The sequence below is a fragment of the Halalkalibacter akibai JCM 9157 genome, assembly GCF_000513135.1.
Lineage (GTDB): Bacteria > Bacillota > Bacilli > Bacillales > Bacillaceae_D > Halalkalibacter > Halalkalibacter akibai.
Window position 1 is genome coordinate 52872 of record NZ_BAUV01000024.1, and the last position, 14072, is coordinate 66943.

Sequence of the window (14072 nt, forward strand, 5' to 3'; positions counted from 1 at the left end):
AGTAGCATAAGCTACTCCTTTTCTCCACTATTCAAACTTAAGAGCATCGCCGTCAAACGATTCGTCTGACACTTTAATGGAATCAGTAGGACATCCTTCTTGCGCATCAATCATGTCTTCCTCTAGTTCATCTGGGATAACGGCTGTACCTTGGTTGTCATCTAAGATAACAAAAGCAATCCCCTCATCATCGTAATCATAAATATCTGGAGCAGCGGCGCCACAAGCTCCGCATGCAATACATGTGTCTTTATCGACAATTGTATATTTTGCCATTTGTAAAAACCTCCATTATTTTTCTCCTCGTTTTGAAGCTGAAACATGATAGCTATATAAAAGCTGGTAAGAATGTTTCTCTAATAAATCATTGTAAAACGGATTACCAAACTTTTCAACCTATTCATCTTATTTTTTAATCCCGTCATGTTATTTATCTCCTCAATCTGATATTTCAAGCACTTTCTTCTCTGGAATTTGTTACAATAACGGTAGAAATATTAGCGCTTGGAGGTGATCAGGTGGAATTAAGGCAAGCGCTCATCTGTACTATTTTACATGAATTCAACGGGGAAAGGTCAATTTACGGGGCCCTTCATTTATTGAAAGGAAAAAAATCAGCACAGACCATACAAGACGGAGCCTTTTTCAATTTACTTCCTTATTTTGGATTGTTTCCAACACTAACTAGACAAGAGTTAGAGAAAGAAGTTGACATACTTATTCAAACTGGACAAGCGGTGGTTGGTGAAACAGACAAAGTTAGTCTGACAAAGCATGGAATCTTGGAGTTACAACAATTTCATGAGAAACATAGGTTTTTAAAAGATCTCCAGGCTTGGAAGTACAATGCTTCAACCGAAATAGTCTGGTTGCGTATCCGCTTGTTTATTCAAACGATAACTAACGTCGCAGCTGGGATAAAAGGGTTTTATCCGATCACTCATCATACAGACATTCAAACATGGGTAAAGCAACAGTTAGTGCTTGAGACAGATCGCACGAATAAACTAGCTCAAATTTCAAAGCAATTAACTGAATTTCTTTCCGAATGCACAGAAGTACAAGCGTTAATTTTTGTACATCAATTGAGTGGAGTTAAACAAATTGGATTAACAAGACAACAACTTTCTGAACACCTTAAGTTAAGTTTAGAAGAGGTTAGAATTTATCATATTGCTACACTTCATCGCTTATTTGCAAAATTAGAAGAAGAGCCTATTTCCTTTAGCGATCTGATTTTCTTTATGGAAGGTCAAAGGCAGGAATTGATTTTGACTGAATCGGCTAGGCAAACATTTACACTTCTTAAGGAAGGACATACCATTGGTTCAATTTGTGAAAAAAGAAAGCTAAAAAAAAGCACGGTAGAAGACCATATTGTTGAATTAGCCATACAACATCCACAGTTTTCAATTAGACCGTTTGTGACGACAGAAATGGAAGAGGAAATTATGTATTGGGCCAATACTTTACATACTAGCCGACTAAGAGAAATTAAAGAAAAAGTAACAAACGAGATAAGTTACTTTATGATTCGACTAGTCTTAGCAAGAAAGAAGGTAAAGAATGAAACTTGAACAAGCCTTAAGTCGTTATTTTGGCTACTCGACCTTCCGAGAAGGTCAAAAGGAAATCATTTCAACATTGCTGGAGGGGGAAAACGTATTAGCGATGCTTCCAACAGGAACTGGTAAATCTATTTGTTATCAACTTCCTGCCTTGCTTGCTAATGGTGTGACGATTGTCGTGTCGCCCCTCCTCTCCTTAATGGAAGATCAGGTTCAACAGCTTCGGAGTGAAGGGATAAAAGCGGTTGTAGCAATAAATAGCTTTATGAATCCAGAAGATCGAGATACGATCCTTCATTCTTTACATTTATACAAAATGATTTACATTTCTCCTGAAATGTTACAGAGTTCTTTTATACAAAACCGATTAAAGCGACTTCACATATCCTACTTTGTCGTTGATGAAGCACATTGTATTTCGCAGTGGGGACATGATTTTAGACCAGATTATCTTCGTTTAGGATCTGTAAAAAAAGCACTAGGCGACCCCACTTGCCTTGCAATAACCGCTACTGCAACTAAAACAGTTCAAAAAGATATTTGTGATAGATTAATGCTAATTAATCCACACAGATTTATTTATTCAGTGGACCGTCCTCAAATTTCGTATTATATGGAGAAATGCCTAACAACAAATGAAAAAGTAAATCGGGTAAAAGACCTGGCTAAGTCATTAGAGGGACCTGGTATGATTTATTTCTCAAGTAGAATGTGGGCGGAAAACATTTGTCATCTCTTAAAAAGAGAAGGGATAGCCCGAGTCGCTTATTATCATGGTGGTTTAACTAATGAAGATCGTTTATTGATACAGCAGCAGTTTATGACTGGTCAAATAGATCTTATCTGTTGCACTAGTGCTTTTGGAATGGGGATCAATAAAAAAGACATTCGTTATGTGATCCATTTTCATTATCCAGTTGACCTAGAATCATATGTCCAAGAAGTAGGAAGAGCAGCAGGGATGGTCTTCCTAGTAGTGCAATTTTGCTTTATTGTGATGAAGATCAAGGATTGGCGAGAATGTTGCTTGAAAGAGACAAACTAACAGATGAACAGTTACAAGAACTTTTGCATGTGATGCAGAAAGTAAATTCCTTTGATTACAATGCGGAAAAAGAATTAGTGCATATGAGAGGGGTACCAGACGTGGCTTGGCGTACTCTCAAATATCAGTTAGAATCAAGGGGGATCATAAGAAAAGAACAGATATTACCTTTCTCAGTAGAATCACTTATACTAAGTATTAGAGAAGAAGAACAAGAAAGAAATCAAATAAAGCAAAAAAATCTTGAAGCATTTTTAAGATGGATAAAAACTCAAGGCTGTAGAAGAGAAAAGTTACTTTCCTATTTTAACGAGAATTTAATTCAAGAAATTCAACCCTGTTGTGATAACTGTGGGGCAAGACTGCCCCAAATTAACAACAAGGGGCATGTATCATCTTCGCTACTACCCTGGAGGAAAACACTTATGGAACTTTTTAATGTTGGTGAATCAAAACATGAAGAAACAACGTGACATTGTAGCCAGTTTAACTGATAAAGAGTTGGTTCTTAATGTTTATTTAACACAAATGATTATGCTCCTTATAGCTGGAGTCATGGGTTTCTTTGTGTTCGACTCTTTGCAACAATTTCTGATGTTGTTTGAGGTAAATACAACAATAGTCATCATTGGTGCTAGTATTGCTTTTGCGATAGTAGTCGTAGATCTTGCTCTCGAGAAGGTATTACCGAAACAGTGGTTGGATGATGGGGGAATCAACGAAAGAGTTTTCAGAAACCTCTCTATTCCCAAATTAAGTTTATTATGTGGAGTTGTTGCTATTGTTGAAGAATTATTGTTTCGAGCTGTCGTGCAAACAGCTTTTGGTTTAATCATTGCTAGTATAATTTTTGCTCTAATACACATTCGATATTTGGACAAACCAGTTTTATTTATTAACGTGTGTCTTGCTAGTTTTATTCTTGGCGCATTATTCTACTGGACAGGGTCAATCGTATTGACGATCTTCACTCATTTTCTCATTGATTTTGTTCTAGGTTTGATTATTAGAAACCGGTATTTAAAACAAATTAATACTTAGGATGGTGAGTAACAAATGTCTGAGCATGATCAAGCTAAACAATTGCGTCAGCAGATGAAATCACAGAAAAGGGATAAGGCAAAGGCTGAGGCTAGCGACCAAACTCTTCCCCCTCGTAGCCGAGTTCATCAAAGTAGAGCAAAACATAAAAAGAAAAAATATACACTTTCGTTTCCGTTAATACGGTTATTATTAATTCTTTTTTTAGCTTTAATTATTGCTGCGGTTACTTTTCCTTACTGGATGCCATAAAGACAAAAGAATATTACTGTACTTGTCTCATATAGTGGTTATGGGAGGGTGCTAAGATGAAGCAATTTAAAGAATGGAACGTGAAACCATACTATGGTCCAGAAATCGTTGGGATTATGTTAGAAGAATTGGTTGCTAGGAAAAACAAAGTCGAAAAAATGGAAAAAGCTAAGATGAGATGGTCGCTATTTGCCATGGGTTGTGCTGCAATCTTTTTTTTATTTGGATATAAAGCATTTGGAAATGTTGGTATGAGCAATAATATATTAAATGTTCTTTTAGGAAGTCCTTTGATCCTTGTCTTATTACTTCTTCTGTCAATAGGATTCATTCAGTTAAATTTTTTTGTGAAAAAGACAACTAAAGCAGAAAAGGAATTTGATGAATTAAGAGAAGAATTAATTTCGAGAAGTACTGAACTATGGGAAACAGATGATACTTGGGAGTCTAGGGAAGCTGTTTATTCTTTTATGAAAAGAGAACATGATATTAATTTATACCATAAATAATAAAACGACCTTGAAATATCGAGGTCGTTTTGTTATTTATTCTTAACAAGAGTGTGGTAAAGATGGTTGACCGAAAAAAAGAAATGATGAGCGACAATATTCATCGCCTCGGATGTGTATATATTGATCATCAAATTCATGAATAGCTCCAAAAGCGATTGTTTTTCCTTTTTTTGAACAAAAAACTTCAACTGGAAGACCTAAACGGTGATTGAAATCCAGGTCATCATTTGTTATGAGCGATTTGTCGGTTAGTTTAGTTAAGATCATGCATATCACTCCCGTTTATATTTTATGAAAGCGCTATCTTCTCTTTATTTACCTTAGTATATCGCGAATTCCCTAAATTTTCAATTTATTTGTTGGTAAATCTCACAGTTAAATTACGATTGATTGCCGGAACCTGTTATTGAGATATAAGAAAAAATTCTCAATTCTGTCACATAGTTTTTGAGCGCTTTAATTATTCCTATGCTACTATTTTTATAGTGTAAATGTGACAAAATAAATGTGATCGCTTTAAAAAGGAGTGGATGGAGAATGACAGCAGTACAATTAGTTGCGATTCTTAGCATCGGATTACTAGCAATGGCCTCAGCTGTAGCAATGGCTATTTATATGTTAAAAGTAGCTGAACACTCAGAATAATAAAGAACCATATAATATGGAAAATTGGTTTAACCTGTTGATCTCCTAATGAGGTCAACAGGTTATTTTAATTTATCTTATTCATTAACTGAATCTTGTGTCTAAATGGTTTTCTTTTTGAGGTGTGAGGCGTACAATAAAAATGAGGAGGAATGTCCAAGTGGTTGAATTAATGTTAGAAAGACTAGAAGAACTGTTTCCAGAAATGGTTGAATTAAGACGCTTGCTACATGCCGAGCCAGAATTGTCTTTTCAAGAAGTGAAAACCCCTAACTTTATTGGTAATTACCTTGAACGTTTAGGGGTTGAAGTAAAACGAGGAGTAGGTGGTCGAGGTATTGTCGGATACATAAGAGGAGATTTACCAGGCAAAACGGTAGCTCTTAGAGCCGATTTTGATGCATTACCAATAGAAGAGGAAACCGGCTTACCGTTTGCTTCAAAGCAACCAGGAGTTATGCATGCCTGTGGCCATGATGGTCATACTGCAACCCTTCTTGTACTCGCAAAAGTTTTAATGGAATATAAAAGTCAATTGAGAGGAACAGTTGTACTGATCCATCAGTTTGCTGAAGAACTTGCTCCAGGTGGAGCGATTGAGATGATTAAAGCTGGTTGCCTGAACGAAGTAGACGCTATTTTCGGAACACATCTTTGGTCTACGATGCCACTTGGTCAAATTGGCTATAGACAAGGACCAATCATGGCAGCGGCTGACCGTTTTGAAATTACGATACATGGCCGAGGAGGGCACGGAGCAAGTCCTCATGAAACCGTTGACTCAATTGCTGTAGCCGCAAGCGTGGTTACTCAAATTCAGCATATCGTAAGTCGTAATATAGATCCTTTGAAATCGGCTGTAGTAACTATTGGATCCTTTCATGCTGGTGGTGCGTTTAATGTTATTGCAGATTCTGCCAAGTTAGTAGGAACTGTGAGAACATTTGATCAAAATGTACAAGAGCTCATCATCGCAAGACTAGAAGAGGTAACAAATGGTATTTGCCTAGCTATGGGGGCGACCTATTCAATAACTTATGAAAAGGGCTATCCGGCTGTAGTTAACGATTCACAAGAAACTAATCGTTTTATTGAAACAGCCAGTCACATTCTAGGAAAAGAAAATGTTTTTGAGATGGAGCCCGTCATGGGTGGAGAGGATTTTGCTTATTATTTGCAGCATGTTCCTGGTACCTTTTTCTTTACTGGAGCGGGAAATGAAGAAGAAGGAATTGTTTACCCACATCATCACCCTAAATTTAATTTTGATGAAAAGGCGATGCTTATCGCTGCTAAGTGTCTAGGTAAAATTGCGATAGCTTTTTTAAATAACGTAGAAGAAAAGTAATATACGTTGAAAAAGAAAGACTCAGATTGAACGATTTGAGTCTTTTTATGGTGAATTAGGACTTGTTTAAATGATTTTGCATATATTGGAGAGAAAGGAGTGGGTTGAACTGGAATGGTGGATTTATAAGAGAACACTACTATTACTGACTGCTTATGGTGGAATATTTGTTTCACTAAATATGTTTCCGGACTCTCCAATTTGGTCGATTTCACATTTTATAGGAGAAGTTCTTTTTTCTCCATTTAAATTATTGCTGGCTATTTTACTATTTATAGTTGGTTTTTTGTCGTACTCATTATTTGTAAGGGATGGTGTGAAAATTTGGAATCCTCGTTTATCACATCCGATTTTAAGAACCCCAAGAATGATTTTTATCTTTGTAGCTACACTAACGTGGCTTCATCTTTTTTTCAAAAACGGAAAATTGGCTGTTCTAGCATTAGGCTTAGCACTTTGGTATGGTATTATGGATGTTAGTTTAGAAAAAAATAACAAATGGTTTAAATAAGAGGGTGAGGATAATGTTTTTAATCGTTATTGGGGTGATGTTTGGTATATTACTATCATATATGTTTTTGGAAGGAAACAGAAATCGAATAAGAAAAACCACTTTATCTTATGAGACATTGCCAAAATCCTTTGATGGCTTTCGTCTTTTTTTTATTAGTGATGTACATAGAAGGAGAATTTCAGATAAAATTATTCAGAACCTTCATGGTGTGGATTGTATCGTTATTGGTGGTGATTTGTGTGAACGGGGGGTTTCACTTAATCGAATTGAAGAAAATATAAAGCAATTAACAAGCAAAGCACCATGTTACTTCGTCTGGGGAAATAATGATCCAGAAGTAGGTAAGCATCATTTAAAGTCGATTTTTAATAAATTTGGAGTTGTAGAACTTGAAAATGATCAAGAACTGCTAAAAAGAAATAAAGAATTCATCTCTATTGTTGGGATAAATGAGATAGACACAGCAATGAGATCCATTTCAAAATTTAATTTACCTCCTGACCAATTTTCAATATTGGTTTGTCATTACCCGGAGATTGCTGAACTGCCTATACCCGAATTTCCTTTGTTATTAACAGGCCACACTCATGGTGGACAAATTAGAATATTTGGCTATGGCATTGCTCGTAAAGGAGGACTGTATAAGCAAAATGGTTCAGACCTTCTTATTAGCAATGGGTACGGAACTACAGCGCTTCCGCTAAGATTAGGAGCGCCAGCTGAAACCCACATTTTGACGCTTATGTGCGAAGATTAAATAATATAAAAGTTATACAAAGTTTACACAAAGTTGAGAATTCGATATACTAAGGTTACTTAAATGGCAGATGCTTTATGCTTTTGATTTGTATGGGAGGAAGGAATATGGCTTCAAAAGAAGGGAAATATAATATAAAGGCAATTTCACAAATGCTTGGTATACAAGCTGGTACGTTACGCGCTTGGGAGAGGCGTTATCACATAATTGAACCGGTTCGTAATAAAGCAGGGCATAGATTATATTCTGAAGAGCATGTGGCCATTTTAAGGTGGTTAATGGAGAAGGTAAATAAAGGTTTTACCATTGGACAAGCTGTAGATTTATTTGAAAAAGGTTCGATTGCTGTAGAACAAGCAGATCCTGTCCAAGGGGATTACTCCATTCAATTGTCTGAAGAGATATTAGAGGCATTACTCTCATTTCAAGAAAATAAAGCTAATCAACTATTAAATCAAGCTTTTTGTCTGTTTAGCATTGATAAAGTAACAATAGATATTCTAGGAACTCTTTTAGTAAAAGTTGGTTATATGTGGGAAAGAAATGAGATATCAGTTGCTCACGAACATTTCGTTACCTCATTTCTACGAACCAAAATTGGAACCATTTTTCATGGGTTGCCAGTAGATGGCCTTATGCCTAAAGTAGTGGCAGTTTGTGGCCCTCATGAATCTCATGAACTAGGTTTATTAATCTTTACTCTTTTTTTAAGAAGGAAGGGGTATGAAGTTATTTATCTAGGTACTGGAATCCCTACTTCAGATCTTGAGCTTGTGATCAAAGAGGTGGATGCAGATATATTTGTAACATCCTGTACAATGGATCATAACTTAAAAGCCGCTTTAACTGTGATTGACCAATTACGAAATCAGTTCCCTTCATTAATTATAGGGCTGGGGATTCGCCTTTGATCGTTTAAATGAAAGTCAGTTATCTACATATGATGAGTTCCTTGTCGGTAAAACGAAGGAAGACTGGGAGCATTGGTTAAAAAACAGCCTGAAATTATAAATTTCTAGTCTCATGTATCGAACCTTCTTTTCCGTCCTTTCATACTGTATAGTAGACGGTTTATGACTGACCTGAAAATGGCTAATGGACGTTCGTAATAAAGGAGGGTTTCAAATGCGTCTTGAACGTTTAAATACAGATAAATTTAAAGCTTTCTTAACCTATGATGATATGCATGAAAGAGGCTTAACAAAGGAAGATTTATGGCAAGACCTTCCGAAAGTGCACGATTTGTTTCGCGATATGATTTTGGAAGCTGATGACGAGCTAGGTTTTAAAGTAGATGGTCCTATTGCGGTTGAAGTCTATGCAATGCCTGCCCAAGGGATGGTAATCATCGTCTCAAAAAGTAAGGCAGAAGATGATTTTGATGAAGAAGGTTTTGAAGATGGTTATATAGAGATGCAAGTAACACTTGATGAAACCGAAGATATTTTTTATGAGTTTAAAGACATAGAAGACGTCATCTCTCTTTCATCAAGATTATCTCCTTTTGGAATAAATGGTGGCACATTATATTCTTATCAAGAACAATACTTTATTAAGTTTGAAGAATATGATGTAGAAGTTGTTGACGAAGAAGCTTTTGTTGCTCTATTATCGGAGTTTGGAAATCCGTCAACAGTATCATCGTACTTGGTTGAAGAATACGGCAAGAAATTAATGGCACATGACTCTATCACGCACCTTTACAACTATTTTATTAAAAATGAAAAGGACTGATGATACTATCAGTTCTTTTTTCTTTCACAGTTCTTACATTTTCTTTTGCATAAAACTTAACATTTAGGCTGGAAAAATGAGACCTGTTTCATTATAGTAAGAAGTGATGAAAAGCTTTATTAACCACTATAGAGGTGAAATTGGAAATGGCAGAAAATGAACAACAAGCCGAACAACTAGATGTGCTTGCATCGACACAAAGTGTCATTAAGAAAGCGTTGGACAAGCTTGGTTACCCTGAAGAAATGTATGAACTTATGAAAGAGCCGATGAGGATGCTTACGGTCAGAATTCCAGTTAAAATGGATGATGGTTCTACAAAGATTTATACTGGTTTCCGAGCGCAGCACAACGATTCGGTTGGCCCTACAAAAGGGGGCGTCCGCTTTCACCCAGCTGTAACTGAAAAAGAAGTGAAAGCACTCTCGATTTGGATGAGCTTAAAAGCTGGTATTGTCGATTTACCTTATGGAGGAGGAAAAGGTGGAATTATCTGTGATCCACGTGAAATGTCTTTTAGAGAACTTGAAAGAATTAGTCGTGGATATGTACGTGCAATTAGTCAAATAGTTGGGCCTACGAAAGATATACCAGCTCCAGATGTTTTTACTAATTCGCAAATCATGGCTTGGATGTTAGATGAGTATAGTCGCATTCGGGAATTTGATTCTCCGGGATTCATAACAGGAAAACCGCTTGTTTTAGGAGGATCTCATGGTAGAGAGTCAGCTACAGCAAAAGGTGTTACGATTTGTATCAGAGAAGCAGCAAAGAAAAAGGGTATTGAAATAGATGGAGCACGTGTAGTCATCCAAGGGTTCGGAAATGCAGGAAGCTTTCTAGCTAAATTTATGCATGATGCTGGTGCTAAAGTGATTGGGATCTCAGATGCATATGGTGCGTTGCATGATCCAGATGGATTGGATATTGACTATTTACTTGATAGACGGGATAGTTTTGGGACAGTCACAAAACTATTTAAAGAAACGATTACAAATGAGGAATTATTAGAACTTGATTGTGATATTCTAGTTCCGGCTGCTATTGAAAACCAAATAACTGAAAAGAACGCTGCAGAAATTAAGGCCTCTATTGTTGTCGAGGCGGCCAATGGTCCAACGACAATGGAAGCAACTCGTATTTTATCTGAACGTAATGTTCTGTTAGTCCCTGATGTTTTGGCGAGTGCAGGTGGAGTTACCGTTTCTTATTTTGAGTGGGTTCAAAATAATCAAGGTTATTATTGGACTGAAGATGAGGTTGAAGGAAAACTAGAAGCGGTTATGGTCGGAGCTTTTGAGAATATATATAAATTAGCCCAAATAAGAAAAGTAGACATGCGTCTTGCAGCTTACATGGTCGGAGTACGCAAAATGGCCGAAGCGTCAAGATTTCGTGGGTGGGTATAACTGTTATAAAAACCCTTGTGTAGGTTATAGACAAGGGTTTTATCTTTGTTGGGGGTGAGGCAATGAGAAGAGAAGAAGTGATCATTGTAGGTGGTGGACCCTGTGGATTAGCAGCAGCTATTGCTTGTAAGCAAAAAGGTTTACAAGCTTTAGTCATTGAAAAAGATAATGTAGTAAGTGCTATCCACCGTTATCCTACTCATCAGACATTCTTTTCTACAAGTGAAAAATTAGAGATCGGATCGGTTCCTTTTGTGATTGAGGAAAGAAAGCCGAAAAGAAATCAAGCACTTGTTTATTATAGGGAAGTAGTAAAACGAAAAAAAATACGTGTTCAAGCATATGAAAAAGTTCAACTTGTAAAGAAACAAAATAATGGAGAGTTTTATATATCAACGACTAAAGGAGAGTACTTAGCTGAACATGTCATTATTGCTACAGGTTATTACGACTCACCGAATCTAATGGATGTACCAGGAGAAGAACATAAACATGTGCTCCATTATTTTAAAGAAGCTCATCCTTATTTTGATATGGATGTTGTAGTAATCGGCGGAAAAAACTCAGCCATAGATGCTGCGCTTGAACTTGAAAAGGCCGGAGCGAGAGTTTGTAATTTGTATCGTGGGAGCGAGTATTCTACTAGTATAAAACCTTGGATTTTGCCAGAGTTTGAATCGTTAGTTAAAAACGAGCAGATTAAGATGGAGTTTAACGCAGATGTGCTAGAAATTACTGAAGATGAAGTGATTTATCAACAAGGTAAGAAGCAAAAGCGGATAGCGGCTCAGTTTGTTTTTGCGATGACGGGCTACCACCCAGATCATTCATTTATCAGGAAAATGGGAGTAGAAGTGGACCCTCTCACGGGCAGACCTTCATTTGACCCAACGACAATGGAAACCAATATTCCTGGATTATTTGTTGCAGGTGTTATAGCGGCAGGGAATAATGCGAATGAGATTTTTATAGAGAACGGTCGATTCCATGGATGCCAAATCGCAGAAGCGATAAGCAAACAAAAGGGGAAGTAACAGGTCATGTGGACCGGTACTCCCCTTTTGGTTTGTAATCATTTATAAAACAATTCCTGTAGTTTCTGTTGATCAGACGTTTGCTCCAATACGACCATTAGCTTCAATCTAGCTTTCTGTCCGTTTAACCCATTTGTAAAGATCACACCTCTGTCTTTTAACATCCTGCCGCCACCTTCGTAAGCATAGACGTCTTGCACAATTCCATTAAAACAACGTGAAACGAGTACGATTGGGATTGACTTTTTGATAAGACTAGTTAAACCTTCCATCACCTTTGGAGGAACATTTCCTTGTCCAAAAGCTTCAATAACTAAGCCGTCAATGTCTGTGTTAGCGACAGCCTGAATGATTGTTTCATCCATTCCAGTATAAGTTTTTAATAAAACAACGTTCTTAGTGAGTTTTTTAACAGGATAGCTTTCGCGGGCCGTTAAAGTGTGATGGAAAAAAACACCGCGTTTAGTAACAATGCCAATGGGACCATATTGAGGACTTTGGAAAGTGGCAATATTACTAGAATGGGTCTTTGTTACATTTTTTGCAGTGTGAATTTCGTCATTTAGAACTACTAATACACCTTTGTTACAAGCCGAATCATGAGCTGCAACTCGGACAGCTGAGATTAAATTATGTGGACCATCAGCTCCTAATTCATTACTTGAACGCATCGCACCTGTTAAAATAACGGGAATGTTCCAATCAAGTAACAGGTCAAGTAAATAAGCCGTTTCTTCAAGTGTATCAGTCCCATGGGTAACCACAATGCCATCTAACTGATCTTCCTTGACACGAGCTTTTAATCGTTCGGCCAAGTTAACCATTAATGACGGTGTCATATGCGGAGAAGGAATATTTAGAAAGTCATCTACGATTACAGATGCTATGCTTGATAGCGACTCGATAGTGGAATATAATGGATTTATTACGTTAGGTTGGACAGCACCTTGCTCATTTTCTTGCATGGCGATGGTACCACCTGTATGTAGGACAAGAATTTTTTTCAAATTGGACACCTCTGCTTTAAACAGTCTGAAAATACTAATTCATATTAACATAAAATAGAAATACTGAATAGAAAGTTGTTTTAAATAAGCGTGAAAAGAAAAAGAGATTGTTAAAAGAGAGGAAGGGCGAATTGTTTGCACTTGTGACAGCGGCAATGGCGCCAGGGATGGCATTATTATCTTACTTTTATTTGAGGAGTCATTATAGTACAGCAACCAAAGTACAAGTATTTCGAACATTTATTATCGGAGTACTTTTAGTTTTTCCAATTATGGTCATTCAATATGCTTTTACTGTAGAAGGTTATTTTGAGCAACCATTTGGAAGAGCATTTGTTTTATATGGGTTTGTAGAAGAATTTTTTAAATGGTTTTTGCTATGGGTATTTGCTTATCAACATGCTTTTTTTTCAAGGCGTTATGATGGAATTGTTTTTGGGGTTTCGTTATCACTTGGGTTTGCAACAGCTGAGAATGTTTTATACTTAGTAGCTAATGGCTTAGAAACTGCTTTTGGTCGGGCGCTATTACCTGTATCAAGCCATGCATTATACGGAGTAATCATGGGTTATTATTTAGGTAGTGCGAAAGTAGAATACGCGCATAAGAAAAAATACATGCTTTTGGCTCTGGTATTACCAGTTGGGTTACATGGTACATATGATTTTATTTTATTAATATTTGATATTTATTTTTTAATTGGACTAATTCCGTTTATGTTGGTACTTTGGTGGGTAGCATTAAATAAAGTGAAACGTGCTAACCAATTAGATCATTAAAGAATGTATGGTAAAGGGTGAAAAAAATGGCTGAAGGACGTTATCGAATTATCATTAGATGCCCTGTATGTGGGCAAAAATACATATTAAGAGGTAGAAGAAACGAAAAAGGAGAATATGAAACAGGGTTTAAACGCTGCATTTGTGGAAATGAAGAAACGTTGCACATAGATGCTTCGGTTGAGTAGTTTTTAACTTAATTCGAGAAATAGTTCTTGCAATATTGTTAGAATTGTTGTAATTTTGATTAAATGAATTTAATTAAATAGGATTTCTTATCAAGAGAGACGGAGGGACTGGCCCTATGATGTCTCAGCAACCAGCCAAACTTCTGGTCAGGTGCTAATTCCATCAAGCTTACGAGCTTGAAAGATAAGAGAAAGTGAATTTGTATTGATAACCACCTTCTCTTATATTGAAGGTGGTT

At 36.7% G+C, this 14072-nt stretch carries 17 protein-coding genes, 1 pseudogene and 1 riboswitch; of the genes and pseudogenes, 15 read left to right on the forward strand and 3 right to left on the reverse strand.

Translation table 11 applies throughout. The annotated features are described in order from the left end of the window. Window positions 1–27: 27 nt before the first annotated feature. Window positions 28–276, reverse strand: coding sequence for a ferredoxin (locus JCM9157_RS13675; protein WP_035665498.1), 249 nt, complete (start codon window positions 274–276; stop codon window positions 28–30). 242 nt (window positions 277–518) lie between these two features. On the opposite strand from JCM9157_RS13675, the gene JCM9157_RS13680 reads away from it, so the two are divergent. The 6 genes from JCM9157_RS13680 to JCM9157_RS13700 are packed head-to-tail and all read left to right on the forward strand — an operon-like array spanning window position 519 to window position 4415. Beyond that, a complete protein-coding gene (locus tag JCM9157_RS13680) occupies window positions 519–1577 on the forward strand; it encodes a YpbB family protein (protein WP_035665499.1) in 1059 nt (352 codons plus the stop codon). Continuing rightward, window positions 1567–2613, forward strand: coding sequence for a RecQ family ATP-dependent DNA helicase (locus JCM9157_RS13685; protein ID WP_052013151.1), 1047 nt, complete (start codon window positions 1567–1569; stop codon window positions 2611–2613). The genes JCM9157_RS13680 and JCM9157_RS13685 overlap by 11 nt, the downstream gene beginning before the upstream one ends. After that, on the forward strand, window positions 2589–3086 hold the full coding sequence (locus JCM9157_RS23485) for a RecQ family zinc-binding domain-containing protein (protein ID WP_052013152.1): 498 nt from the start codon (window positions 2589–2591) through the stop codon (window positions 3084–3086). Before JCM9157_RS13685 ends, JCM9157_RS23485 begins: the two co-directional genes overlap by 25 nt. Continuing rightward, entirely contained in the window at window positions 3070–3654 is a 585-nt protein-coding gene (locus tag JCM9157_RS13690) for a CPBP family intramembrane glutamic endopeptidase (RefSeq protein WP_035665501.1), read from the forward strand. The genes JCM9157_RS23485 and JCM9157_RS13690 overlap by 17 nt, the downstream gene beginning before the upstream one ends. A 15-nt stretch (window positions 3655–3669) precedes the next feature. Next, complete coding sequence (locus tag JCM9157_RS13695) at window positions 3670–3906, forward strand: hypothetical protein (RefSeq protein WP_035665503.1); 237 nt, start codon at window positions 3670–3672, stop codon at window positions 3904–3906. Window positions 3907–3962: 56 nt separating this feature from the next. Beyond that, entirely contained in the window at window positions 3963–4415 is a 453-nt protein-coding gene (locus JCM9157_RS13700) for a DUF2663 family protein (protein WP_035665505.1), read from the forward strand. Window positions 4416–4457: 42 nt separating this feature from the next. On the opposite strand, the gene JCM9157_RS13705 is transcribed toward JCM9157_RS13700, so the two are convergent. After that, window positions 4458–4685 carry a hypothetical protein gene (locus JCM9157_RS13705; protein ID WP_035665506.1) on the reverse strand — a complete coding sequence of 76 codons (228 nt, stop codon included), beginning with the start codon at window positions 4683–4685 and terminating at the stop codon, window positions 4458–4460. A gap of 538 nt (window positions 4686–5223) precedes the next feature. On the opposite strand from JCM9157_RS13705, the gene JCM9157_RS13710 reads away from it, so the two are divergent. From JCM9157_RS13710 to JCM9157_RS13740, 7 genes and pseudogenes are all read left to right on the forward strand, one after another. Further along, on the forward strand, window positions 5224–6411 hold the full coding sequence (locus JCM9157_RS13710) for a M20 family metallopeptidase (RefSeq protein WP_035665507.1): 1188 nt from the start codon (window positions 5224–5226) through the stop codon (window positions 6409–6411). Between the two features lie 70 nt (window positions 6412–6481). Continuing rightward, window positions 6482–6922, forward strand: coding sequence for a hypothetical protein (locus JCM9157_RS13715; RefSeq protein ID WP_035665508.1), 441 nt, complete (start codon window positions 6482–6484; stop codon window positions 6920–6922). A gap of 13 nt (window positions 6923–6935) precedes the next feature. Then, window positions 6936–7682, forward strand: coding sequence for a metallophosphoesterase (locus JCM9157_RS13720; protein WP_035665509.1), 747 nt, complete (start codon window positions 6936–6938; stop codon window positions 7680–7682). 107 nt (window positions 7683–7789) lie between these two features. Next, window positions 7790–8693: pseudogene (locus JCM9157_RS13725) on the forward strand (MerR family transcriptional regulator). A gap of 114 nt (window positions 8694–8807) precedes the next feature. Further along, window positions 8808–9416, forward strand: coding sequence for a genetic competence negative regulator (locus JCM9157_RS13730; protein ID WP_035665510.1), 609 nt, complete (start codon window positions 8808–8810; stop codon window positions 9414–9416). 146 nt (window positions 9417–9562) lie between these two features. After that, window positions 9563–10825: a Glu/Leu/Phe/Val family dehydrogenase gene (locus tag JCM9157_RS13735; protein ID WP_035665511.1), complete on the forward strand. Its 1263-nt coding sequence runs from the start codon at window positions 9563–9565 to the stop codon at window positions 10823–10825. Window positions 10826–10887: 62 nt separating this feature from the next. Beyond that, a complete protein-coding gene (locus tag JCM9157_RS13740) occupies window positions 10888–11859 on the forward strand; it encodes a YpdA family putative bacillithiol disulfide reductase (protein WP_035665513.1) in 972 nt (323 codons plus the stop codon). 38 nt (window positions 11860–11897) lie between these two features. On the opposite strand, the gene JCM9157_RS13745 is transcribed toward JCM9157_RS13740, so the two are convergent. After that, window positions 11898–12866 carry an asparaginase gene (locus tag JCM9157_RS13745; RefSeq protein ID WP_035665515.1) on the reverse strand — a complete coding sequence of 323 codons (969 nt, stop codon included), beginning with the start codon at window positions 12864–12866 and terminating at the stop codon, window positions 11898–11900. A 131-nt stretch (window positions 12867–12997) separates the two neighbouring features. On the opposite strand from JCM9157_RS13745, the gene prsW reads away from it, so the two are divergent. Then, entirely contained in the window at window positions 12998–13645 is a 648-nt protein-coding gene (gene prsW / locus JCM9157_RS13750; protein WP_035665517.1) for a glutamic-type intramembrane protease PrsW, read from the forward strand. A 26-nt stretch (window positions 13646–13671) separates the two neighbouring features. Next, window positions 13672–13833 (forward strand): hypothetical protein, encoded by a 162-nt coding sequence (locus JCM9157_RS24925; RefSeq protein WP_162831766.1) that lies wholly within the window; start codon window positions 13672–13674, stop codon window positions 13831–13833. Between the two features lie 84 nt (window positions 13834–13917). Next, window positions 13918–14024: riboswitch (SAM riboswitch) on the forward strand. The last annotated feature ends 48 nt before the right edge of the window (window positions 14025–14072 follow it).

What these genes read in the sequence shown, in the direction of transcription:
- JCM9157_RS13675 (WP_035665498.1), bottom strand. Translation starts at nt 276, where the DNA reads ATGGCAAAATATACAATTGTCGATAAAGACACATGTATTGCATGCGGA.
- JCM9157_RS13685 (WP_052013151.1), top strand. Translation starts at nt 1,567, where the DNA reads ATGAAACTTGAACAAGCCTTAAGTCGTTATTTTGGCTACTCGACCTTC.
- JCM9157_RS23485 (WP_052013152.1), top strand. Translation starts at nt 2,589, where the DNA reads ATGTTGCTTGAAAGAGACAAACTAACAGATGAACAGTTACAAGAACTT.
- JCM9157_RS13690 (WP_035665501.1), top strand. Translation starts at nt 3,070, where the DNA reads ATGAAGAAACAACGTGACATTGTAGCCAGTTTAACTGATAAAGAGTTG.
- JCM9157_RS13695 (WP_035665503.1), top strand. Translation starts at nt 3,670, where the DNA reads ATGTCTGAGCATGATCAAGCTAAACAATTGCGTCAGCAGATGAAATCA.
- JCM9157_RS13700 (WP_035665505.1), top strand. Translation starts at nt 3,963, where the DNA reads ATGAAGCAATTTAAAGAATGGAACGTGAAACCATACTATGGTCCAGAA.
- JCM9157_RS13705 (WP_035665506.1), bottom strand. Translation starts at nt 4,685, where the DNA reads ATGATCTTAACTAAACTAACCGACAAATCGCTCATAACAAATGATGAC.
- JCM9157_RS13715 (WP_035665508.1), top strand. Translation starts at nt 6,482, where the DNA reads ATGATTTTGCATATATTGGAGAGAAAGGAGTGGGTTGAACTGGAATGG.
- JCM9157_RS13720 (WP_035665509.1), top strand. Translation starts at nt 6,936, where the DNA reads ATGTTTTTAATCGTTATTGGGGTGATGTTTGGTATATTACTATCATAT.
- JCM9157_RS13730 (WP_035665510.1), top strand. Translation starts at nt 8,808, where the DNA reads ATGCGTCTTGAACGTTTAAATACAGATAAATTTAAAGCTTTCTTAACC.
- JCM9157_RS13735 (WP_035665511.1), top strand. Translation starts at nt 9,563, where the DNA reads ATGGCAGAAAATGAACAACAAGCCGAACAACTAGATGTGCTTGCATCG.
- JCM9157_RS13740 (WP_035665513.1), top strand. Translation starts at nt 10,888, where the DNA reads ATGAGAAGAGAAGAAGTGATCATTGTAGGTGGTGGACCCTGTGGATTA.
- JCM9157_RS24925 (WP_162831766.1), top strand. Translation starts at nt 13,672, where the DNA reads ATGGCTGAAGGACGTTATCGAATTATCATTAGATGCCCTGTATGTGGG.